Consider the following 21,018-nt stretch of genomic DNA (forward strand, 5'->3'; position numbering starts at 1 on the left):
TTCATTCCGCCAGGTACTCGTGGATCAGTGAGACGGCCATCGAGCCCTCGCCCACCGCGCTCGCGACGCGCTTGATCGAACGCGCGCGCACGTCTCCCGCAACGAACACGCCCGGCACCGTCGTCTCCAGCGTGTACGGGTCGCGTTTGAGCGGGAACGCGGACCGGGCGTCCGCGCCGGCGAGGATGAAGCCGCGCTCGTCGCGCCCGACCACGCCCTCCAGCCAGTCCGTGCGGGGCGCGGCGCCGATGAACACGAACATCGCGTCCACCGTCTCGTCGCGCTCGCCGTCCTCGTCGCGGATGCGGATCGAGTGCAGGTGGTCGTTGCCCTCGGCCGCCACCACCTGCGCGTTCACGCGCACGTCGATGTTCTCGATCGCCGCGATCTGCTCGATCAGGTAGTGCGACATGGAGCGGACGAGCGAGTCACCGCGGACCAGCATCGTCACCCTGCTCGCGTAGTTGCTGAAGTGCACGGCGGCCTGGCCGGCGGAGTTCGCGCCACCGATGATCACCACGTGCTGCTGGGCGCACGAGCGCGCCTCGGTGAGCGCCGCGCCGTAGTAGATGCCCTTGCCGGTGAAGGTGTCGAAACCGGGCGCGTCGAGCCGGCGATAGGAGACGCCGGAGGCCACGAGCACGCAGTTGGCGGAGAGCACGCCGCCGCCGGACAGCTCGACGATCCGCCCCGCGCCCTCGACGCGCAACGCGACCGCGTCCTGCACCGCCAGCAGCTCGGCGCCGAGCCGGCGCGCCTGGTCGGTCGCGCGACGGGCGAGGTCGGAGCCGGACAGGCCGGCCGGGAAGCCGAGGTAGTTCTCGATCCGGGAGGACGTGCCGGCCTGGCCGCCGGGCGCCTCGCGCTCGACCATCACGGTCTTCAGGCCCTCGGACGCGCCGTACACGGCCGCCGCCAGGCCCGCCGGCCCGCCGCCGACGATCGCCAGGTCGTAGTGGTCCTCCGCGGGCGCGGCCGACACGCCGAGCCGCTCGGCCAGCTCCAGCACCGTCGGGCGCTCGAGCACGGTCCCGTCCTCGAGCAGCGCGACCGGCAGCCGGCCGTCGGAGACGTCGGCGACCTGCAGCAGCTCGCGCGCCTCGGCGTCGCGCTCGACGTCCAGCCAGCGCATCGGGACGCGGTTGCGGGCCAGGAAGTCGCGCAGGTCGTGCGAGTCGCGGCTGAAGCGGTGCCCGACGACGCGCACGCCGCCCGACTCGAGCGCCGCGCCCGCCTCCCACGTGGTCAGCAGGTCCTCCACCACCGGGTACAGCTGCTCCTCCGGCGGGTCCCACGGCTTGAGCAGGTAGTAGTCGAGGTCGACCTCGTTGATGGCCTGGATCGCCGCCTCGGTGTCCGCGTACGCCGTCAGCAGCACGCGCTTGGCGTCGGGCACGAGCTTGCGCGCCTCAACCAGGTACTCGGTGCCCGCCATCCCCGGCATGCGCTGATCGGCCACCAGCAGCGCCACCTGCTCGCCGCGCGCGACGAGCTCCTTCAGCGCGTCCAGCGCCTCGGGCCCGCTGGTGGCGCGCACGATCCGGTAGCGCTCGCCGAACTGGCGCCGCAGATCACGAGCGACCGCCGCGAGCACGGCGGGCTCGTCGTCGACGCAGACGATCGCAGCGCGGCGACGGCGCGGTTCGGATGCCTCCATGGCAGAAACGCTATATGACGCGGACCGGCGTCCCGACTTCCACGAACTCGAAGACCACTTCGACCTCGGGCATCGGGATCCGCGCGCCGCCGTGCGAGGCGGGGCCGGCGGGCACGTCGGCGGCGCCGTAGATGGCCAGGCCTACGCCCCAGTACACGGCGTGGTCCATGAACATCTTGAACGGCACCGACCACGCCTCTTCGACCTCGCGCGTGACCTTGAAGTTGCCGGGCGGCGTCCCCAGGTCGGTCGAGTTGTTGCCGACGCCGGTGGAGGTGTGGATGACGCGCACCACGCGTCCGGCCTCGATCAGCAGGATCACGCCCTGGCCGCGGTGGATCTCGACCTTGCGGCCGCTGCCGGTGCGGTTCTGGGCCAGCGGCCGGCCCGCGCTGTCCAGCCGGTCCTGGGTCATCTCTCCGACGATCCCGTCGCGCTCGAGCCCTTCCCAGGACTGGAAGGCGAGCACGGCCTGCTGGGAGCGGTAGTCCCACTTGCCGGTGACCGCGTCCTCGGGTAGGTAGCCCAGCTGCGCCAGCTTGTCCTGCACGGCGCGCGGGTCGCTCGGTGCGGCCGGCTTCTTGGTCGGCGGCTTGGGCGCCTCGTACTCCTCCGGCGGCGCGAAGTCCGCGCGCGTGAACGTGCGCCCGCGGATCTCGACCTCCTCGATCTCGCTGTCGGCGCCCGTGGCCGTGTACACGACCTGCGCCACGCGCGCGAGGTAGGAGACGTCGGAGGCGGCGAAGGTGCCGGAGAACTCGAGCTCGACCTTGTTGTCTTCGACCTCGGCGGAGGTGAGCGTCACGCCGCTCGGGATCGCCGAGCCGTAGCCCTTCTTGCGCTCGGCGGCGGTGACGCCCTGCAGCAGCACCTTCAGCGCCGCCTCGGGGCCGTCCGCGGCCTGGCGCTTGACCGAGGACAGCGCCTCGCCGCGCAACACGTAGATCTTGACCGTCTTGGCCTCCGCGACGGCGGGAAGCAGCAGGACGAAGGCGGCGATGAGCAGGGACAAACGGGCCATGAGGCCCACAAGGCTAGTCGGGAGTCACAGCCAACGCGAGCAACGCGGACAAATCGAGCAGGAGATCCTTCATCGAGAAGTCGTCCAGGGCGACCATCGGCTCGTCGTCGATCTCGTAGCGGCGCCCGCTGATCCAGCCGCCCTCGAGCTCCAGCGCCTCCGCTAACGACTTTGGCGAATGTACCAGCGGCCCGTATGGTCCCGAGGCGGTGACCCGGCTCTCGATCTACGAGATCAACACCGCCGTGTGGCTGGGCGGGCACTCGCTGGCCGACGTGCCGGCCAAACGCTGGGACGCGATCGCGGCGCTGCCGGTCGACGCCGTCTGGCTGATGGGCGTGTGGCGGCGCTCGCCCGCCGGGCTGGCGATCGCGGCCGTCGACGACGGCCTGTCGGCGTCGTTTCGCGCCGCGCTGACCGACCTGCGGCCCGGCGACGTGATCGGCTCGCCCTACTGCGTGCGCGACTACGTCGTCGACGAGCGCTTCGGCGGGCGCGAGGGGCTGGCCGTGGCGCGGCACGAGCTGGCCGCGCGCGGGCTCCGGCTGATCCTCGACTACGTCCCCAACCACGTCGCGCCCGACCATCCGTGGCTGGCGTCCAACCCCGAGTACTTCATCCGCGGGACGGAGGCGCAGCTGGCCGAGCGGCCCGCGGACTTCGTGCGCACGGCCGGCGGGATCGTCGCGCGCGGGCGTGACCCGTACTTCCCGCCGTGGCCGGACGTCGTCCAGCTCGACGCGTTCAACGACGGCCTGCGGTCGGCCGTGGCCGAGACGCTCGTCGACGTGGGCGCGCAGTGCGACGGGCTGCGCTGCGACATGGCGATGCTGATGATCAGCGAGGTCTTCGCGGGCACGTGGGGCGTCGAGCCGCACGCGGAGGAGTTCTGGCCGCAGCTGATCACGCGCGTGAAGTGGACGCACCCGGGCCTGCTGTTCATCGCCGAGGCGTACTGGGACATGGAGTTCGCGCTGATGGAGCAGGGGTTCGACCTCTGCTACGACAAGCGGCTCTACGACCGGCTGGTGGAGCGCGGCGACGTGCGCGGCCATCTGACGGCGCCGGTCGAGTACCAGGAGCGGCTCGTGCGCTTCATCGAGAACCACGACGAGCCGCGCGCCGCGTCCGTGTTCGGGCCTGAGCAGGCGCGCGCGGCCGCGGTCGTGATGTCGACCCTGCCGGGCGCGCGGCTCTACCACGACGGGCAGCTCTCCGGCCGGCGGGCGCACGTTCCCGTGTTCCTGGGCCGCGGCCCGGACGAGCCGCCGGACGCCGAGCTGCGCGCGTTCTACGCCTGGCTGCTCCCGCGCGCAGCGCGGTTGCAGGGCACGTGGCGGCTGCTGGAAAGCGAGCCGCCGCTGGTCTCGTGGGCGTGGGACGACGACGTCGTGGTCGTCAACTTGAGCGACGAGCCGGCGGGCGGCCTGCCGCCCTGGGGCTTCCAGCTGGGATAAGAGCCCGCCGCTCGCCTTTGTACGGGCGGATAAAGACGCGCGGCCCGCGCGCCGGAAGGCTTCCCGGCCATGAAGCTCGTGATCGGGATTGTCCGCCCCGAAAAGACGAATGAAGTGCTGGAAGCCCTCTACCGCGCCGAGGTCCGCGGCTTCTCGATGAGCCGCGTGCTGGGGCATGGCGGCGAGCTCGACCGCGTGGAGACCTACCGCGGGACGACCGTGCAGGTCGGGCTCACGGAGAAGGTGCGGTTCGAGATCGCCGTGTCCGAGGACTTCGTGGAACCGGCCATCGAGGCGCTCTGCTCTGCGGGGCAGACCGGCGAGGTCGGCGACGGCAAGATCTTCGTGATGGACCTGGAGCAGGTCGTGCGCATCCGCTCCGGTGAGACCGAGGAAGCCGCCGTCACGCCGGTGGAGGCTGCCCGATGAACGCTGCGATCAACGCGGGCGACACCGCCTGGATCCTGATGTCGGCCGCACTGGTGCTGCTGATGACACCCGCGCTCGGCCTGTTCTACGCCGGCCTCGTGCGGTCCAAGAACACGCTCAACACGTTCATGATGTGCGTCGCCGCGGTGCCCGTCGCGATGATCACGTGGGCGCTGGTCGGCTACTCGTTCGCGTTCTCGCCGGGCAACGCCATCATCGGCGGCTTCGACCACGTCGGGTTGAGCGGCGTCGACTTCGAGCCGCGCGAGGGCCAGACGATCCCGCACCTGCTGTTCATGGCCTTCCAGGCCACGTTCTGCATCCTCACCACCGCGCTGGTCGCGGGCGCCGTGGTCGAGCGCATGCGCTTCGGCGCGTTCCTGATCTTCGCCGCCCTGTGGTCGGTGCTCGTGTACGCCGTCCTCGCCCACTGGGTGTGGGGCGGCGGCTGGCTGCAGGAGGCGGGCGTCCTGGACTTCGCGGGCGGCGTGCCGGTCGAGATGGGCTCGGGCTTCAGCGCCCTGGCCGCCGCATGGGTCGTCGGCCGGCGGCGCGACCACGGCCGCGTCGCGATCCTCCCGCACAACTCGGTCTACGTCCTGCTCGGCGCCGGCCTGCTGTGGTTCGGCTGGTTCGGCTTCAACGGCGGCAGCGGGCTGACCGCCGGCAACTCGAGCGTGCTCGCGTTCACCAACACGCTGCTCACCCCGGCGTGCGCGCTGGCCGCCTGGTTCGTGCTCGACCTGCTGCGCTCGCGTCAGGTGACCGCGATCGGCGCCGCCACGGCGATCGTCGTCGGCTGCGTCGGCATCACGCCCGCCGCGGGCTACATCTCGCCGATCTGGGCGATGGTCCTGGGCGTCGTGGCCGCGATCCCGAGCTACTTCGTGATTATGTGGCGCCCGCGCTGGCGCGTGGACGAGACGCTCGACGTGCTCGCGGCGCACGGCGTCGCGGGCCTCACCGGCACCGTCTTCATCGGCCTGGTCGCCCAGGCGGGCTGGAACGGCGGCCTCGGCGACGGCGCCTTCTACGGCGACGTCGCGCAGCTCGGCAAGCAGCTGCTCGCCGTGCTCGCGGCCACCACCTACGCGTTCGTGGTGACGTTCGTCCTGCTCAAGCTGATCGGCCTGGTCATGCCGTTGCGCGCGACGGCGAAGGAAGAGGCGATCGGCATGGACATCATCGCCCACGGCGAGGAGGCGTACGCCACCGGCGAGGGCGCGATCCTGGTGGCGCTAGGCGACAAGGCGAAGCGCGGTGGTGAGCTCGACGAGCTCGGCGAAACGCCGCGGGTCCCGCCCCGTGAGGTCGTGCGCGCGCCGTAGGCGGTAGTGGACCGTGTTCGGGTGCACGCCGAGGCGCTCCGCCGTGCGGGCGACGTTGAGGTCGCAGTCCGCGTAGGCGAGCAGCGTCTCGGCGAGCGGCTCGAGCCGGTCCAGGCCCGGTGGGAGCAGCCGCTGGGCGGTGTCGTCGGCGGCGTGCGCGAGGTAGTCGATCAGGCCGACCTCCTCCAGCGCCGCGACGGGGTCCGCGTGCCGCAGCGCGCAGCGGGCCTCGACGTAGCCGCGCGCCACATCAGCGAGGCCATGGCAGAGCGTCGAGATGCCGGCGGTCAGGCCGACGTCGAGTGTGAGCTCGGCGCGCAGCTCGGCGGGCGTGCGGCGGGAGATCGCGATCACCTCGTCGCCGCGGACGACGACGAACGGGTCCAGCCGCTCGAGCGCGCGCACCGCCTGGCGCTCCTCGCCCGGGTGCTTGACGACCACGACCGTGTGGTCGCCGTCCGGGCGGATGCCGAAGGCGTGGGCGCGCGCCGGATCGGTCGTGGCGCCGGAGAGCAGCTGCTCGAGGAACGTGCGGCGGGCGCGGTCGACCTCGGTGGCGAGCGCGCGGGCCTCGCCGAGATAGGCCTCGGCGACGGCCACGTTGATCGCGTGCGTGTACTGGAACGTGAACCCGGTCAGCTCGCGCGCGACCAGGAGCCCTTCGCGAGTGTCGCCGGCGGCCCCGACGATCGTCTCCCAGAACAGGCGCTGGCCGATCAGGTACGTCTCGAGCAGCGAATCGAGCGGCATCAGATCACGCGCGCGCCAGGCACCGCGCTCGCGCACGAAGTCCAGCTCGGGGCCCTGCGGCGGGCGGCCGCGGCGGGCGCAGCGGACGAACGCGTGCACGTGCGCGATGGCGTGCGCGAACACCTGCGCGGCGAGGGCCGGATCGCGCACGGAGCGGTACTCCTCGACCTCGTCGCGGATGACGGTCACGATCCGCCGGGCGAGGTCCTCAGCGTCGCGCTCCATGGCGTCGATGACGCTGCCGGCGTCCATTCACGCGACAGTACCTCAGCACTGAAGGTGCGCGCGCACCGCGAGCACCCGGCGGTGCGTCCGGGAGGACGGGGGAAGCCGGAGCTTGTCGAAGATCGCGGTGACGTGCCGCTCGACGGCGCGCTCGGACAGGAACGCCGCTTGCGCGATCGCGCGGTTGCTTCGGCCCTGGGCCATCAGGCCGAGGACCTCGCGCTCGCGCGCAGTGAACGCGTCCCGGGCGGTGCGCCGGCCGAGCACCTCCGGCACGACGGCGGGGTCGAGCACGGAGCCGCCCGCGGCGACCTCGCGCACGGCGCCGATGAAGCGGCCGACGTCCGGGATCCGCTCCTCGAGCAGATAGCCGGCGCCGGCCGGACGGTCGTCGAGCAGGTCGAGCGCGACGTCGGGATCGGGCGCGTGCGCGAGCACGAGCAGCGGGAGGTCCTCGCGGACCGGCGGTTCCTTGAGGGCGACGACGGCCATGTCCGGGCGGTGCGCGCGGGCCTTGCGCTTGAGCTCCGCGCCGTCCACCGCCTGCGCGACGACGGTGATCCCGTGGTCGGTGAGCAGGTGCGTCAGGCCGGCGCGCAGCAGTGCCGAGTCGGCCGCGACGATGACGTTGAGGGGCTGCATGCCTGTCCTGACGTCGTGGTGCCCCGGCCTATTCCCGGGGCTGCCACACTGCCCGCATGAGCCGTTCCCTCACCCCCGTCAACCGCGTCGGGGTCGAAGAGCGGGCCGCGGCGCTCGGGCGCCGGTCGATCAAGACGACGGCCAAGCGCGAGGGGATCCGCCTTGCGACGTCGATGATCGACCTGACGACGCTCGAAGGGTCGGATACGCCCGGGAAGGTCCGCCACCTGTGCGCCAAGGCCGTGTGCCCGGACCCGTCGCGGCCGGAGCTGCCGTCGTGCGCCGCCGTGTGCGTGTACCCGTCGCTGGTCGGCGTGGCCGCCGCCGCGCTGGAGGGCTCCGGCGTGGCCGTCGCGTCCGTCGCGACCGGGTTCCCCGCCGGGCAGACGTCGCTGAAGGTCAAGGTGGACGAGACGCGCGAGGCGGTGGCCGCGGGCGCGAGCGAGATCGACATGGTGATCTCGCGCGACGCGTACCTGCGCGGGGACGACCGGACGGTCGCGCGCGAGATCGAGGCCGTCAAGGAGGCGTGTGGGAGCGCGCACCTGAAGGTGATCCTGGAGACGGCGGAGCTGCCGACCTACGCGCACGTCCGGCACGCGTCCGAGCTGGCGATCGCGGCGGGCGCGGACGTGATCAAGACCTCGACGGGCAAGGCCTCCAGCGGGGCCACGCCGGGCGTCGTGCTCGTGATGCTCGAGGTCGTGCGCGACCACTTCGAGCGGACGGGCCGGGTGGTCGGCGTCAAGGCCGCGGGCGGCGTCTCGACGACCAAGGCGGCGCTGCACATGCTCGTGCTGGTCAAGGAGACGCTGGGTGACGAGTGGCTGACGCCGGACCGCTTCCGGATCGGCGCCTCCTCGCTGCTGAACGACCTGCTGATGCAGTACGCCAAGCTCGACGGCGGCCACTACGGGCGCGCCGAGGACTTCTCGAAGGAGTGAGGCTTCATGGCGACCGTTGAACGAGCAGCCCTGAGGTGGGACTACGCGCCGGCACCCGAGTCGCGCGACGCGGCACCGCTGAAGCCGCGCTACGACCTGTTCATCGGGGGGTCGTTCGTCGCGCCCACCGACGGGACGGTCGTGGAGACGCGCAACCCCGCGACCGAGGAGACGCTGGCGGAGGTCGCGTTCGCGGGGCCTGGCGACGTGGCGGCGGCGGTCGACGCCGCGCGCGGCGCCGCGGACGGCTGGGCCGCGCTGCCGGCGCTCGAGCGCGGCAAGTACCTGTTCCGGATCGCGCGGCTGATCCAGGAGCGCGCGCGTGAGCTCGCGATCGTGGAGACGCTCGACGGTGGCAAGCCGATCCGCGAGTCACGCGACGTGGACGTCCCGCTCGCCGCCGCGCACTTCTTCTCCTACGCGGGTTGGGCGGACAAGCTGCAGTACGCGTTCGGCGGGCGCGCGTACGAGCCACGCGGGGTGGTCGGCCAGGTGGTCCCATGGAACTTCCCGCTGCTGATGGCGGCGTGGAAGCTCGCGCCCGCGCTGGCGACCGGCAACACCGCGGTTCTGAAGCCCGCCGAGACGACGCCGCTCACCGCGCTCCTGCTCGCCGAGATCGTGCAGGAGGCCGGGCTGCCGGACGGCGTCGTGAACATCATCCCCGGCGACGGGTCCGCCGGCGCGGCGCTCGTGCGGTCCGAGGTCGACAAGGTCGCGTTCACCGGCTCGACGGCGGTCGGCAAGGAGATCCAGCGCGCGCTGGCCGGGACGGGCCGCGGGCTCACGCTGGAGCTCGGCGGCAAGTCCGCGAACATCGTCTTCGAGGACGCCGCGCTCGACCAGGCGGTCGAAGGCATCATCGAGGGCATCTTCTTCAACCAGGGCCACGTGTGCTGCGCGGGCTCGCGCCTGCTGCTGCAGGAGAGCGTGGCCGAGGAGGTCGTGCGCAAGCTGTGGGCGCGGATGGAGCGCCTGCGCGTCGGCGACCCGCTGGACAAGAACACCGACGTCGGCGCGATCAACTCCGCCGAGCAGCTCGCGCGCATCACCGAGATGGTGGAGGCAGGCGAGCAGCAGGGCGCGGTGCGGCGCTCGGTGACCTGCGCGCTCCCGGACGCCGGCTACTGGTTCCCGCCGACGATGTTCCTCGACGTCGCGCCCGCGAACCGGATCGCGGTCGAGGAGATCTTCGGCCCGGTCGTGTCGGTCACGACGTTCCGGTCGCCCGCCGAGGCGGTCGAGCGCGCCAACAACTCGGCCTACGGCCTGGCCGCGGGCGTCTGGACCGACAACGGCGCGAAGGCGTTCGAGGTCGCGTCCAAGCTGCGGGCCGGCGTCGTGTGGCAGAACACCTACAACAAGTTCGACCCGACGGCCGCGTTCGGGGGCTACAAGGAGAGCGGGTTCGGCCGCGAGGGCGGGCCCGCCGGGCTGGCGCCGTACGTGAGGCTGGGCGGATGAGCGCCCGCCAGGCCGTCGCCAAGACGTACAAGCTCTACCTGGGAGGCGCGTTCGTGCGTTCGGAGTCCGGCCGGACCGACCCGATCGGCGGCGTCAACGTGCCGCGCGGCTCACGCAAGGACGTGCGCGACGCCGTCAAGGCCGCGCGCGCCGCCGCGCCCGGGTGGGCGAAGAAGACCGCGTACAACCGCGGGCAGGTGCTGTACCGGTTCGCGGAGGCGCTGGAGTCGCGCTCGGACCGCTCGGACGAGATCGACGAGGCGGTCGACCTGCTCGTCCACTACGCGGGCTGGACCGACAAGCTCGCGGCGGTCATGGGCGGCGTGAACCCGGTCGCGGCGCCGTTCCTCTCATTCTCCTCGCCGGAGCCGACCGGCGTGGTCGCGGTGCTCGCGCCGGACTCGCCGGACGTGCTGGGCCTGGTCCGCGAGATCGCGCCCGCGCTCGCCGCGGGCAACACCGTCGTCGCGGTGGTGTCGCGGACCAAGCCGCTGCGTCCGCTCGACCTCGGCGAGGTCGCCGGCGTCTCGGACATCCCGGGCGGCGTGCTCAACCTGCTCTCCGGCCGGCTGGACGAGCTGCTCACGCCGCTGTGCGGCCACCGCGACGTGAACGCGATCATCGACGCCACCTACGACGACGACGTGGCCAAGACGGTCGACGAGCTCGCCGCCGAGACCGTCAAGCGCGTCTCGCGGCCCTCGCCGCACACCGATTCGTTGACGCGCCTGGAGCCGCTCGTCGAGCTCAAGACCGCCTGGCACCCGGTCGGCAGTTGAACGGCCCGCTGGCGGATGGCCTCGCGGCCATCAGGGCGGAGCTCGACCTGCCCCGCGAGTTCTCGGACGAGGTGATGGCGGAGGCACAGGCCGCCGCCGCGAAGCCGGTCGAGGGCGAGCGCGTGGAGTTGCCGTTCATCACGATCGACCCGCCGGGCGCGCGCGATCTCGACCAGGCGATGCACCTCGCCGAGACCGACGACGGGTTCCGTGTGTCTTACGCGATCGCCGACCCGGGGTACTTCGTCGATCCCGGCGGCGCGCTCGACCGCGAGGCGCACGCGCGCGGCGCGACGCTGTACCTGCCCGACGCGAAGATCCCGCTCTACCCACCCGTGCTCTCGGAGGGCGCGGGGTCGCTGCTCCCCGGCGAGTGGCGGCCCGCGGTGCTGTGGACGATCGACCTCGACCGGGCGGGCGAGCCCGTCCACCGCAGCGTCGCGCGGCGCGTGGTGCGCAGCGTCGGCCAGCACACCTACGACGACGTGCCAGAGGACGTCGCGCCGCTGCTGCGCGCGATCGGCCTGCTGCGGCTGGACATCGAGCGGGCGCGCGGCGGCGTCCGGCTGCCCCGTGCCGAGCAGGAGGTCGTTCCTTCCGATGGTGGCTGGACCGTCCGCTACCGCGTCCCGGGCGAGTTCGAGGAGTACAACGCGCAGATCTCGCTGCTGTGCGGGATGGTCGCGGCGAGCCTGATGCTCGACGCGGGCGTCGGCCTCCTGCGCACCCAGCCCGACCCGAAGCCGCAGGCCTTCGAGCGCCTGCGCTTGGCGGCGCGCGCGCTGGGGGTCGAGTGGCCCCAGGACGAGTCCTACCCGGAGTTCGTGCGCCGCCTGGACCCCGCCGTCCCGGCGCACGCCGCGATCGTGCACGAAGCGTCGCGGATCGGGTTCGGCGCGGGCTACACCGCGTTCGACGGCGAGGAGCCGGAGCTGCAGACCCACTGGGCGGTCGCGGCGCCCTACGCGCACGCCACCGCACCGCTGCGGCGGCTGCAGGACCGCTACGTCTCCGACTGCTGCCTCGGCGTCCCCGACCGCGCGGCGCTGCCCGCCCTGCCCGCGACGATGGCGGCCGCCTCGCGCCGCGCCGGCGCCGTGGACCGTGCGGTCGTCGATCTGCTTGAGGCCGTCGTCCTGCACGGGCGCGAGGGCGAGCGCTTCGACGCGGTGGTGATCGACGAGGGCGTGATCCAGCTGCGTGATCCCGCCGTGCGCGCGAAGGTCCCGGGCGTCCCCGTGCCCGGGAGCGAGGTGGTCGTGCGCCTCGAGCGCGCCGACCCGGCGACGCGCAGCGTCACCTTCACGCCGTAGGTCAGCTCAGTGCGCGCACGTCGGCGATCCCGTCGCGCTCGAGCAGCGCGAGCAGGCCGCTCAGGATCTGCTTGACGAGGGCGGGCCCGTGGTAGACGAGCCCGGTGTAGAGCTGGACCGCGGTCGCGCCGAGCTGGAGCTTGGTGTACGCCGCCTCCGCGGTGGTCACGCCGCCCGCGGCGATCAGCGCGTAGCGGTCGCCGGTGATCGACTTCAGCGTGCCGAGGATCGCGTTGACGAAGTCCTCCACGGGCGGGCCGCCGACGGCGCCGGGCAGCTTCTCCAGCGAGTCGCGGGCGACGGTGAAGCGCAGGTCGGCGGGCTTGCCGGAGGGCAGGTTGATGGCGAAGCCGGAGACGAACGGGTGGCCGTCGGCGATCGCGACGATCTCGCGCAGCACGCCCGCGTCGCGCGTCGGCTTGAGCTTGAGGATCAGCGGGCGGCGCACCTCGGCCTGCGCGAGCCGGGCGAGCAGCTCGTCCAGGCGCGTGAGATCGTCGAAGAAGTCCTTGTCGGCGGCCGAGTTCGGGCAGCTGAGGTTGAGCGCGATGTAGTCCGCGCGGTCCTGCAGCGCCACCAGCGAGGCCGCGTAGTCCTCATAGACCTCCGGCCCGGTGGCGGGGCGAGCGGGATCGTTGGTCTTGACCAGGTTCACGCCGACCGGCACCCGGCGCGGCGCGGCCAGGCGCTCGCGCACGACCTGCGCGCCCTCGTTGGGCACGCCGTAGGCGACGACGATCGCCTCGTCCTGCGGGACGCGGAACAGGCGCGGCTTCGGGTTGCCGTCCGACGCGTCGGCGGACACGGAGCCGATCTCCAGGTGCCCGAAGCCGAGGTTGCCGAGCATGCGCACGGCGCGCGCGTTCTTGTCGAACCCGGCCGCGAGGCCGAGCGGGTTCGGCACCGGCAGGCCTGCCAGCGTCGTCTCCAGGCGCGGGTCCCGCAGCGTGAACGCACGGCCCGCCGCGCGACGCACGAAGTCCGAGCGCCCGCCAAGCTCGGAGGCGGCGAGCGTCAGGTTGTGCGCGCGCTCGGCATCGAGCCGGAACAGCAGCGGCCGGACGGCGGACTCGTACACGCTCATGCCAGCATCCTACGGACCATGGACTTCACGCTCGAGCCCCGCCCCGACGGCAGCGCCGTCCTCGCCGTCGAGGAAGCGCGGCTGACACTCGACCAGGCCGCTCTGCGCGAGCTGCGCGACGGGATCGACGCCGCCGTCGCGCGCGGCGCCGCGGGCGGGCAGGGTCCGGTGTCGGAGTTCGCGGTCGGCGACGCGGTCGTCACGGTGTCCGCGGTGCCGGGCGGCGCAGTGAAGCTGCGCATCGATCGCTGAGCCGATGTACCGCGCGGCGCCGGAGGCGCACGAGTTCGCGTCCGTGCTCGCGCGGGCCGCGGGCACCAGCGTCGGTGAGGTCGACGATCCCGAGCTGATCGCCGTCGGGCGCGGCAAGGACGCGGTGCGGCTGCTGCACGGCGCCACGTGCCCCGTGCTGGTGGTGCCCGCCGGCACCCGGCCCGAGATCGCGTTGGTGGGGGCGGCGTTCGACGGGCGCCCGCAGTCACGCCCCGCGCTGAACACGGCGATCTCGATCGCCGATCAGCTCGGCGTCGGCGTGCTCACGCTCGGCGTCCACCGCAGCGCGGCGCTGCCGGGTGAGCACGACCCGGGCCGCGACGACTTCGAGTTCATGCTCGGCAAGGTGTCGTTCAACACGCATGGCGGCGCGAATCACCGGCTGCTCACCGGGCGCCCCGGTCCCGCGTTGGCGGCCGCGAGCGCGGATGTGCAGCTGCTCGTGTGCGGGTCCAGCGGACACGGGACGGTGCGTGAGGTCGTCTTCGGCAGCGTCCCGAAGTACCTCGTCGAGCACGCGTCGTGCCCGGTGCTGGTGGTGCCTAGGCCGCCAGGTCGAGCGTGACGGGATCGGCGAGCAGCCGGCCGCGGAGCGTCAGCACGGCGCGGCCGGCGGCGTGATCGGCCGGTTCGAGCAGGCCCTCAGCGACGTGGCGCTGCGCGGCTTGCCGTCCGTCGCGCGTGAGGTGCGAGAGCGCGACGCCGGACCGAAGGCGCAGGCCGAGCATCACGCGCTCCAGCCGCGACTCGTCGGCGCCGGGCGTCTCCCGCGCGGCCGCGGGTGAGATCCCGGCGGCGAGTTTCTCGGTCCACGCGCGCGGGTGCAGGACGTTCCACCAGCGCACCCCGCCGACGTGGCTGTGCGCACCCGGTCCCGCGCCCCACCAGTCGCCGCCGTTCCAGTAACCGAGGTTGTGCCGGCACCACGCGGCCTCGTCGCGCGCCCAGCTGCACGTCTCGTACCACGACAGCCCGGCTTCGGCGAGCACGCGCTCGGCGGTCTCGAAGCGGTCCACGATCACGTCTTCACCCGGGACCTGCAGCTCCCCGCGGCGCACCTGGGCGGCCATGCGTGTGCCCGGCTCCACCACGAGCGAGTAGGTCGAGAGATGGTCGGGCTCGGCGCTCAGCGCGGCGTCGAGCGACGCCCGCCACTCGTCGGCGGTCTCCCCCGGCGTGCCGTAGATCAGGTCCAGGCTCACCTGCTCGAACCCGGCCGCGCGCGCTTCCTGGACCGCCTGCTCGGGGCGGCCCGGCGTGTGGGTGCGGTCGAGGATCTCGAGGATGCGGGGCACGGCGCTCTGCATCCCGAGCGAGACGCGGGTGAACCCGGCGGCTCGCAGCGCCTCCAGCTTGCGCGGGTCCACCGACTCGGGGTTGGCCTCCGTCGTGACCTCGGCGCCGGGCCGGAGCCCGAAGCGCTCGTCGATCCGGCGCAGGACGCGGATCAGGTCGTCCGCGGACAGCAGCGTCGGCGTGCCCCCGCCGAAGAAGACCGTGTCGACGGCTCGCGGGCCGAGCACCCGCGCGGCGAGGTCGATCTCCGCCAGCACCGCGCCGACGTAGCCGCTGGCGTGCTCGGCCCCGCGTTCACCGGGCACGTAGGTGTTGAAGTCGCAGTAGCCGCAGCGCGTGGCGCAGAACGGCACGTGCACGTAGAACCCGAACGGCCCGGCGGACCCGAGCGCCTCGGCGGGCAGTGCGCCGTCGGCCGGCGCGGGATCTCCTGCGGGTAGACGGGCCACGGCTGCTGGGACGGAGAGGGAGGGATTCGAACCCTCGGACGAGGTTGACCCCCGTCACACGATTTCCAGTCGTGCCCGTTCAGCCGCTCCGGCACCTCTCCTGGATCAGCGCGACAGGCTAGCGCGAATCAGATCTGCCAGGCACCGTTTTGCAGCACGGGCACGCGGTCCCCGTCGGCGGTGATGCCCGTGACCGTCAGCTGGTCGGAGCCGATCATGAAGTCGATGTGGATGTCGGACTCGTTCATGCGGCCCATCGTCTGCTCGTCGCCGGCCAGGAACGGGAAGGCCCGGCCGAGCGCGATGTGCGAGGCAGCGTTCTCGTCCAGCAGCGTGTCGTAGAAGACGGTGTCGAGCGCGCCGATGCGGCCCTCGTTGTCCACCAGCGCGACCTCGCCCAGGCGCGCGGCACCCTCGTCGCGCTCGATGATCGTGCGCATGACCTCCTGGGCGGTGGACGCGGTGAGCTCCACGGCGCGGCCGTGCTCGAAGCGCACGTAGAGGTCGCGGACGACGGTGCCGTCGATCAGCACGAGCGGCTTGGTGGAGCTGACGTGCCCGTCCACGCGCTGCGGGTCCGGGCTCGTGAAGACCTCCTCGGTGGGGAGGTTGGGCATGTGCGGGATGCCGTCGGCGGTCTCGAAGCGGGCGGCCTGCCAGGAGGCGCCCGGCAGCAGCCCGACCGTCATCTCGGTGCCCGGGCCCTCGTAGTGGAGGGCGTCCAGCTGCAGCTCCGTGAGCTTGGACGCGACGGACACGAGGCGGTCGGCGCGGGCGCGCCAGGCCGCGACGGGGTCCTCCTCGTCCAGGCGCAGGACGTGCAGGAGCTGCTCCTCGAGCTTGGCGAGCGCGGCCTCGGGCGAGAGGCCGGGGTGCACGAGCTCGGCCCAGGCGGGCGTCGGGCCGGGCAGGATGGTCCAGTTGATCTCGCGCCGGCCGACCACCTCGCCGGTCTCGCGGATCGCGGGCAGGCGGTCGCGGCCGGAGCGCACGGGGTCGAGGTCGTCCATCAGGCCGGGGGCGACCGGGCCGGACAGCGTGATCGCGGCGCCGCGCTCCTTGCCGAGCGTGAGGATGCGGTCGCCGAGCCACGGCGGGACGTACTCGAGCGTGTCGTCGGCGGCGTGCTCGATGCGGGCGCGCTTGATCCAGGGATCGAACCACGCGAGGTCGACGAACTTGGCGCCCTTCTCGTACGCGCGATTGGCGATTGCGCGGACGAGCCGCTCCTTGCCTGGCGCCCCGCTCAGAGACACCACCTGGCCGGGCTGGAGGTTGGCGCCGAAATCGACAGCGAGCTCGGCGAAGCGCGCAAGCGTTACATCGTCCATGGCATCGCGAGCCTAGCTGGTGCCAGTATTGCGCCGTGCTGCGCTACCGCCATGTCCTCGTCGCGTTCGACGCCTCGCCGGAGGCCACGCTCGCCCTCGCCCACGCCGTCGCGATGGCGCAGGTGTACCGCGCGAAGGTCACGCTCGTCGCCGTCGTACCTCCGCCGCCGATGCTCGCGTGGCAGGCGCCGGGCGGGATGCGCGGCCTGCACGACGCGGAACAGCAGGAGCTCGAGAAGGCGCTGCGGGCGGCCGCGGACACCGTCCCCGACGACCTGTCCGTGACGACCCGGCTGCTCGACGGGGACCCGGCCCGGGAGCTGCTGGGCGTCGCCCGGGACGGCGACTTCGACGTGATCGTGATGGGCTCGCGCGGCCGCGGGCGGATGACCGCCGCGCTGCTCGGCAGCGTCTCCAACCGCGTCATGCACGACGCGGACGTGCCGGTGATCGTCATCCACCGACCGAGCGACGGGCCCGACCTTGCCGCATAGGGGCTGGACGGTCCTCGACGCGCCGTCGAACCTCGGCCTGCGGCAGCTGCGGCCGGGGGTCGAGCCGGGCGCGCGGCGGCTCGCTGACGCGCTCCGGGCGTGCGGGCTAGTCGAGCGGCTCGGCGGGCGGGACGCGGGGCGCGTGGAGGCGCCGCCGTGGACGTCGCTGCCCGAGAACCGGGCGAAGATCCCGGCCTACACGGTGGCGCTCGCCGACCGGCTCGGGGAGCTGCTGCGAGCGGGCGAGAAGCCGCTGGTGCTCGGCGGCGACTGCTCCATCCTGCTCGGGGCGATGCTCGCGCTGCGGCGGCACGGGCACTACGGGCTCGCGTTCGTCGACGGCCACCTCGACTTCCGGACCGAGAACGTGGACGCCGTTGCGGGCGAGGACCTGGCGGTCGTGACGGGGCGCGCCGAGGACGCGCTGGCCGACATCGACGGGCTGCGGCCGTACGTGCGCGACGAGGACGTGGTCGCCTACGGGGACCGTTCGGGTGATCGCGCGCCGGTGCGCGTCATCGACCTGGCGGCGCTGCGCGCGGGCGAGTGGGCGGTGCCGGACGTGCCCTACTGGGTGCACGTCGACGCCGACGTGCTGCGTCTGGACGCGGTCGACTCGCCGCAGCCGGACGGGCTGTCCTACGACGAGCTGGCCGATGTGGTGCGGCGGTTGCTGCCGGGCGCGGTCGGGATGCAGGTGACGATCTTCGATCCCGACCTAGACCCGGACGGCAGCGCGGCCGCCGCGCTCACCGACTGCCTCGTGCGCGGCGCCCTCCCGTAGCTCGATCACGCGGTCGAAGCGGTCGAGGTGGGTCGGATCGTGCGTGATGAGGATGAGCGTGCGGTCGGTGCGCAGGATGTCGTCGATCAGGGCGTGGGCGGTCGTGGGGTCGAGCATCGCGGTCGGCTCGTCGAGAATCAGGATCTCGGCGGGGCTGAGCAGCGCGCGGGCGAGCCCGATGCGCTGGCGCTGGCCGCCGGACACGGCGATCCCGTCCTCGCCCAGCGGCGTGTGGATGCCGTCGGGGAGGGCGCGCAGCCAGTCGGTGAGGCCGGCCTGTTTGAGCGCGTGCTCGACGTCGGTGTCGGTCGCTTCGGGCCGGCCGATGCGGACGTTCGCCGCGATCGTGCCCGCGAGCAGGTGCGCGTCCTGGCCGGCGAGCCGGATGCGCTCGCGCGTCTGCTGCGTGGGTGCGTGCCTGAGGTCGACGCCGCCGAGGGCGACGGTGCCGTGCTCCGGGTCGGCGAGGCGGGCGAGCAGGTCCGCGAGCGTGGATTTGCCGGCGCCGGACGGGCCGACGATCGCGACCCGCTCGCCGGGGTGGACGGTGAGGTCGAGGCCGGTGAGGACGTTGGGGCCGCCGTAGGAGTGGGTGATGTTCGTGGCCGTGAGCGTGGCGTCGCGCGGGAGCGGCTGATCGCCGCTCTCGGTGAGCTGCGGCGGGCCCTGGGTGGCGGTGTCGAGGCGCTCGCGCGCGGCGCGGACGCCGATCAGCCGCAGCGCCGCCTCCGGCAGCGCCGCGGGCGTCTCGAACGCACCGACCGTGAGCAGCGCGAGCGCGCCCAGCCAGACCGTGGCGAGATCGCTCGCGGCGCCGACGCTCAGGACGGCGGCGAGCGTCGCGCCCGCGGCGAGCGTGCTCGCGGTCGCGCCGAACGCGGCCGCGCGGGCCTGACCGCGTTCGATGCGGGCGAGCCGGCGGCTCTGCTCGGTCAGCGCCTGAAGGCGCCGCGGCCCTTGCCCGGCGACCGCGAGCTGCGGGCCGAGCGTCAGCGCCTCGACGAGCTGCTCCCCGAACGCGGCGCGGGCTTTGCCGGGGGACGCGTGCCGGGCGAGCGCGTGCGCGGCGAGGGGGATGATCGTGGTGGCCGTGATGAGGCCGGCGGCAACGGGGAGCGCCGCCGCGGGCAGGATCGCGGCGGCGGCGATCACGACCGCCACGGACGTGATGCTCGCGACGGCGGCGGGCAGCACGACGCGTGGGTGACGGTGCTGCAGCTCGTCCACGTCGCTGGTGAAGCGCGTGAGCAGGTCGGCCTCGCCGGGCAGGCCGGGTCGCCCGATTCGCGCGGCGAGCGCGTTGAAGAACGCGACGCGGGTGGCGGCGAGCTGGCGCAGCGCGACGTCGTGCGAAGCGAGCCGCTCGTAGTAGCGCGCGATCGCGCGCGTGAGCCCGAGCGCCCGCACCGTGACGATCCCGACGAGCAACGCCAGCACGGGCGGCTGCTCCGCCGCGCGGGTCACGAGCCAGCCGCTCGCGCCCAGCAGCGCGAGCGCCGACAGCGTGCCGACGACGCCGAGCGCGATTCCGGCGCCCTTCGGCCACGGCTTGGCCGGAGCGGCCGCCGCAGCGCCTCGCACCCTCAACCCCGCCCCAGAACATAAAGAGGGACTGTCCCTCTTTAGGTTGCGCAGCGAACCGCGGCCCACAGCGTCCACGCGATGTGCCCGCAAAGAGCGACTTTCCCAGCGCTCCGAATCTAAAGAGGGACTGTCCCTCTTTAGATTCACGACGACGTCGCAGATCGAGGCGAGGCGCTCATCGTGGGTCGCGACCACGAGGGTGCGGCCGCGGGCGCGGGCGAGGATGCCCTCGGCGACGCGGCGCGCGGAGGCCTGGTCGAGGTGGGCGGTCGGCTCGTCGAGCAGCAGCAGCGGCGTATCGGCGCCGAGCGCCGCGGCGAGCGCGAGGCGCTGTTCCTGGCCGCGCGAGAACCGGCGGCCTCCCGCGCCCACGCGGGTGTCCTCGGCCTCGACCACGTGGGTGGCATCCGCCCACGCCAGCGCCGGCTCGGCCCCGTGCAGGCGCAGCGCCTCGCCCAGCGTGCCCGTCGGCAGCGGCGGGCGCTGGTCGAGCCAGGTGACCTCGCGCCACCACGCCTGGCGGTCCGTGTCGCGGAAGTCGACGCCGCCGCTGGTGATCGTGCCCGCGTCGGGGTCCTGCACACGGGCGAGCAGCCGCAGGAGCGTGGACTTGCCGGCGCCGGACGCGCCGACGAGCGCGACCGACGTGCCCGGCTCGATGCGGAGGTTCAGGCCGTGCAACGGGTCAGGGCGGCCGTGGCCGTCGACGCGGACGTCGCGCAGCTCGATCGCGCCGAGGACGGGCGCGGCCGTGCCGGCGGGCGCGTACGGCGCGGGCTCGTCGAGCAGGTCAAAGATCCGCTGGACGGCGACCGCACCGTCCTCGGCGGCGTGGAAGCGCGCGCCCGCGGCCCGCAGCGGCGCGTACACCTCCGGCGCGAGGAGGAGGATGAACAGCCCCGTCGCGAGGTCCATCTGCCCCTGCGCGAGGTACACGCCGGTCACGGCGGCGGCGATCGCCGTGCCGAGCATCGCCAGCAGCTCCAGCACGAGCGCGCTCAGGAACGCCACCCGGAGCGCGCCCAGCGACTCGTCCCGGTAGCGCTCGCCGACCGCCCGGAGCGACGCCGCCTGCGCCTGCTCGCGGCCGTGCGCCCGCAGCGTCGGCAGGCCGCGGACGACCTCGAGGAAGTGCGCGCCCAGGACCGCCAGCGCGTGCTGGCGTTCCCACACGTGCTCGGCCGAGCGCTTGCCGACCAGCACCATGAACACGACCACGACCGGCAGCGTGATCGCGAGCAGCGCGCCGACGACCAGCTCTTGGGTCGCGATGACCGCGACGACGCCGATCGGCACCGCTGCGGCGAGTGCCAGCTGGGGCACCGCGCGCGCGTAGTACTCGGCCAGCGCGTCGACGCCCTGCGTCGCGGCGGTGGCGATGTCGCCCCGGCGCGCGTCGCGGGCGCGGCCGGCGAGCGCGCGCTCGGCCACGAGCTCCCGCAGCCGCGCGAGCGCGAGCTCCGCCGCGCGGCGCCCCGCAAGCTCCACGACGCCGCTGAGCAGCGCCCGCCCGGCCACGACCGCGAGCAGCGCCCACGCGAGCTCGCGGGTCGCGACCGCGTCCGCCACGAACCAGGCCTGCACGACGAGCAGCACGGCCGCAGCGAGGCCCGCGCCGACGGCGACGCCGAGCGCAACCCGCGCCCGCGGCGCGACGTCGAGGAGCCGCCGGTACACGGCGTTGGCCGCGCCCGGCCCGCGCCGCGCCCCGCCG

Annotated in this window: 19 protein-coding genes and 1 tRNA gene; 11 read left to right on the forward strand and 9 right to left on the reverse strand. The window is 73.5% G+C overall.

Annotation, left to right across the window (positions count from 1 at the left end; genetic code table 11):
* Position 1 precedes the first annotated feature (1 nt).
* Positions 2–1,657, reverse strand: a complete 1,656-nt coding sequence (locus OJ962_RS31130) for an FAD-dependent oxidoreductase (protein WP_202956310.1) — start codon at positions 1,655–1,657, stop codon at positions 2–4.
* A 10-nt stretch (positions 1,658–1,667) separates the two neighbouring features.
* Positions 1,668–2,678, reverse strand: a complete 1,011-nt coding sequence (locus OJ962_RS31135) for a GerMN domain-containing protein (protein WP_202956309.1) — start codon at positions 2,676–2,678, stop codon at positions 1,668–1,670.
* A 209-nt stretch (positions 2,679–2,887) separates the two neighbouring features.
* On the opposite strand from OJ962_RS31135, the gene OJ962_RS31140 reads away from it, so the two are divergent.
* The 3 genes from OJ962_RS31140 to OJ962_RS31150 all read left to right on the forward strand — a co-directional run bounded on the left by OJ962_RS31140 (position 2,888) and on the right by OJ962_RS31150 (position 5,892).
* On the forward strand, positions 2,888–4,135 hold the full coding sequence (locus tag OJ962_RS31140) for an alpha-amylase family glycosyl hydrolase (protein ID WP_202956308.1): 1,248 nt from the start codon (positions 2,888–2,890) through the stop codon (positions 4,133–4,135).
* A 69-nt stretch (positions 4,136–4,204) separates the two neighbouring features.
* Complete coding sequence (locus OJ962_RS31145; protein ID WP_202956307.1) at positions 4,205–4,564, forward strand: P-II family nitrogen regulator; 360 nt, start codon at positions 4,205–4,207, stop codon at positions 4,562–4,564.
* Positions 4,561–5,892: an ammonium transporter gene (locus OJ962_RS31150; protein ID WP_202956306.1), complete on the forward strand. Its 1,332-nt coding sequence runs from the start codon at positions 4,561–4,563 to the stop codon at positions 5,890–5,892. Before OJ962_RS31145 ends, OJ962_RS31150 begins: the two co-directional genes overlap by 4 nt.
* On the opposite strand, the gene OJ962_RS31155 is transcribed toward OJ962_RS31150, so the two are convergent.
* Complete coding sequence (locus OJ962_RS31155) at positions 5,803–6,894, reverse strand: PucR family transcriptional regulator (RefSeq protein WP_202956305.1); 1,092 nt, start codon at positions 6,892–6,894, stop codon at positions 5,803–5,805. The two genes, OJ962_RS31150 and OJ962_RS31155, sit on opposite strands and share 90 nt — an antisense overlap.
* A 15-nt stretch (positions 6,895–6,909) precedes the next feature.
* Entirely contained in the window at positions 6,910–7,509 is a 600-nt protein-coding gene (locus OJ962_RS31160) for a response regulator transcription factor (RefSeq protein WP_202956304.1), read from the reverse strand.
* 56 nt (positions 7,510–7,565) lie between these two features.
* Between OJ962_RS31160 and deoC the strand changes: the two genes are divergently transcribed.
* From deoC to OJ962_RS31180, 4 genes are read left to right on the forward strand one after another with little or no spacing between them, the layout of a single operon-like run.
* Complete coding sequence (deoC, locus tag OJ962_RS31165) at positions 7,566–8,453, forward strand: deoxyribose-phosphate aldolase (protein ID WP_202956303.1); 888 nt, start codon at positions 7,566–7,568, stop codon at positions 8,451–8,453.
* 6 nt (positions 8,454–8,459) lie between these two features.
* Positions 8,460–9,917 (forward strand): aldehyde dehydrogenase family protein, encoded by a 1,458-nt coding sequence (locus OJ962_RS31170; RefSeq protein ID WP_202956302.1) that lies wholly within the window; start codon positions 8,460–8,462, stop codon positions 9,915–9,917.
* Positions 9,914–10,696: an aldehyde dehydrogenase family protein gene (locus OJ962_RS31175; protein WP_202956301.1), complete on the forward strand. Its 783-nt coding sequence runs from the start codon at positions 9,914–9,916 to the stop codon at positions 10,694–10,696. Before OJ962_RS31170 ends, OJ962_RS31175 begins: the two co-directional genes overlap by 4 nt.
* A complete protein-coding gene (locus OJ962_RS31180) occupies positions 10,693–12,009 on the forward strand; it encodes an RNB domain-containing ribonuclease (RefSeq protein WP_202956300.1) in 1,317 nt (438 codons plus the stop codon). The genes OJ962_RS31175 and OJ962_RS31180 overlap by 4 nt, the downstream gene beginning before the upstream one ends.
* Position 12,010: 1 nt before the next feature.
* On the opposite strand, the gene OJ962_RS31185 is transcribed toward OJ962_RS31180, so the two are convergent.
* Entirely contained in the window at positions 12,011–13,093 is a 1,083-nt protein-coding gene (locus tag OJ962_RS31185; RefSeq protein WP_202956299.1) for a quinone-dependent dihydroorotate dehydrogenase, read from the reverse strand.
* 18 nt (positions 13,094–13,111) lie between these two features.
* Here OJ962_RS31185 and OJ962_RS31190 point away from each other — a divergent pair, with 18 nt between their 5' ends.
* On the forward strand, positions 13,112–13,345 hold the full coding sequence (locus OJ962_RS31190; protein ID WP_202956298.1) for a hypothetical protein: 234 nt from the start codon (positions 13,112–13,114) through the stop codon (positions 13,343–13,345).
* 4 nt (positions 13,346–13,349) lie between these two features.
* The gene (locus OJ962_RS31195; RefSeq protein WP_202956297.1) at positions 13,350–13,931 is read left to right on the forward strand and encodes a universal stress protein; all 582 of its coding nucleotides are present in this window, start codon (positions 13,350–13,352) and stop codon (positions 13,929–13,931) included.
* On the opposite strand, the gene hemW is transcribed toward OJ962_RS31195, so the two are convergent.
* The 3 genes from hemW to OJ962_RS31210 all read right to left on the reverse strand — a co-directional run bounded on the left by hemW (position 13,909) and on the right by OJ962_RS31210 (position 16,442).
* Complete coding sequence (gene hemW / locus OJ962_RS31200; protein WP_202956296.1) at positions 13,909–15,111, reverse strand: radical SAM family heme chaperone HemW; 1,203 nt, start codon at positions 15,109–15,111, stop codon at positions 13,909–13,911. The two genes, OJ962_RS31195 and hemW, sit on opposite strands and share 23 nt — an antisense overlap.
* A gap of 11 nt (positions 15,112–15,122) precedes the next feature.
* A tRNA-Ser gene (locus tag OJ962_RS31205) sits at positions 15,123–15,212 on the reverse strand.
* Positions 15,213–15,239: 27 nt separating this feature from the next.
* Positions 15,240–16,442: an aminopeptidase gene (locus OJ962_RS31210; RefSeq protein ID WP_202956295.1), complete on the reverse strand. Its 1,203-nt coding sequence runs from the start codon at positions 16,440–16,442 to the stop codon at positions 15,240–15,242.
* Positions 16,443–16,477: 35 nt separating this feature from the next.
* Between OJ962_RS31210 and OJ962_RS31215 the strand changes: the two genes are divergently transcribed.
* Both OJ962_RS31215 and OJ962_RS31220 read left to right on the forward strand, forming a co-directional pair.
* Positions 16,478–16,936: a universal stress protein gene (locus OJ962_RS31215; protein ID WP_202956294.1), complete on the forward strand. Its 459-nt coding sequence runs from the start codon at positions 16,478–16,480 to the stop codon at positions 16,934–16,936.
* The gene (locus OJ962_RS31220; protein WP_202956293.1) at positions 16,926–17,720 is read left to right on the forward strand and encodes an arginase family protein; all 795 of its coding nucleotides are present in this window, start codon (positions 16,926–16,928) and stop codon (positions 17,718–17,720) included. Before OJ962_RS31215 ends, OJ962_RS31220 begins: the two co-directional genes overlap by 11 nt.
* Here OJ962_RS31220 and cydD read toward each other — a convergent pair.
* Positions 17,655–21,018 (reverse strand): thiol reductant ABC exporter subunit CydD (gene cydD, locus OJ962_RS31225; RefSeq protein ID WP_270006845.1); only part of this gene is annotated, 3,364 nt, incomplete at its 5' end. The genes OJ962_RS31220 and cydD overlap by 66 nt on opposite strands.

It is taken from the genome of Solirubrobacter deserti, from assembly GCF_027587175.1.
In the GTDB taxonomy this organism is placed as follows: Bacteria; Actinomycetota; Thermoleophilia; order Solirubrobacterales; family Solirubrobacteraceae; genus Solirubrobacter; species Solirubrobacter deserti.

Bases quoted from the DNA above. Each gene is read 5' to 3' on its own strand.
- deoC (WP_202956303.1), top strand. From the start codon at position 7,566: ATGAGCCGTTCCCTCACCCCCGTCAACCGCGTCGGGGTCGAAGAGCGG.
- OJ962_RS31135 (WP_202956309.1), bottom strand. From the start codon at position 2,678: ATGGCCCGTTTGTCCCTGCTCATCGCCGCCTTCGTCCTGCTGCTTCCC.
- OJ962_RS31175 (WP_202956301.1), top strand. From the start codon at position 9,914: ATGAGCGCCCGCCAGGCCGTCGCCAAGACGTACAAGCTCTACCTGGGA.
- OJ962_RS31210 (WP_202956295.1), bottom strand. From the start codon at position 16,442: ATGGACGATGTAACGCTTGCGCGCTTCGCCGAGCTCGCTGTCGATTTC.
- OJ962_RS31145 (WP_202956307.1), top strand. From the start codon at position 4,205: ATGAAGCTCGTGATCGGGATTGTCCGCCCCGAAAAGACGAATGAAGTG.
- OJ962_RS31185 (WP_202956299.1), bottom strand. From the start codon at position 13,093: ATGAGCGTGTACGAGTCCGCCGTCCGGCCGCTGCTGTTCCGGCTCGAT.
- OJ962_RS31160 (WP_202956304.1), bottom strand. From the start codon at position 7,509: ATGCAGCCCCTCAACGTCATCGTCGCGGCCGACTCGGCACTGCTGCGC.
- OJ962_RS31155 (WP_202956305.1), bottom strand. From the start codon at position 6,894: ATGGACGCCGGCAGCGTCATCGACGCCATGGAGCGCGACGCTGAGGAC.
- OJ962_RS31130 (WP_202956310.1), bottom strand. From the start codon at position 1,657: ATGGAGGCATCCGAACCGCGCCGTCGCCGCGCTGCGATCGTCTGCGTC.
- OJ962_RS31190 (WP_202956298.1), top strand. From the start codon at position 13,112: ATGGACTTCACGCTCGAGCCCCGCCCCGACGGCAGCGCCGTCCTCGCC.
- OJ962_RS31150 (WP_202956306.1), top strand. From the start codon at position 4,561: ATGAACGCTGCGATCAACGCGGGCGACACCGCCTGGATCCTGATGTCG.
- OJ962_RS31170 (WP_202956302.1), top strand. From the start codon at position 8,460: ATGGCGACCGTTGAACGAGCAGCCCTGAGGTGGGACTACGCGCCGGCA.
- OJ962_RS31195 (WP_202956297.1), top strand. From the start codon at position 13,350: ATGTACCGCGCGGCGCCGGAGGCGCACGAGTTCGCGTCCGTGCTCGCG.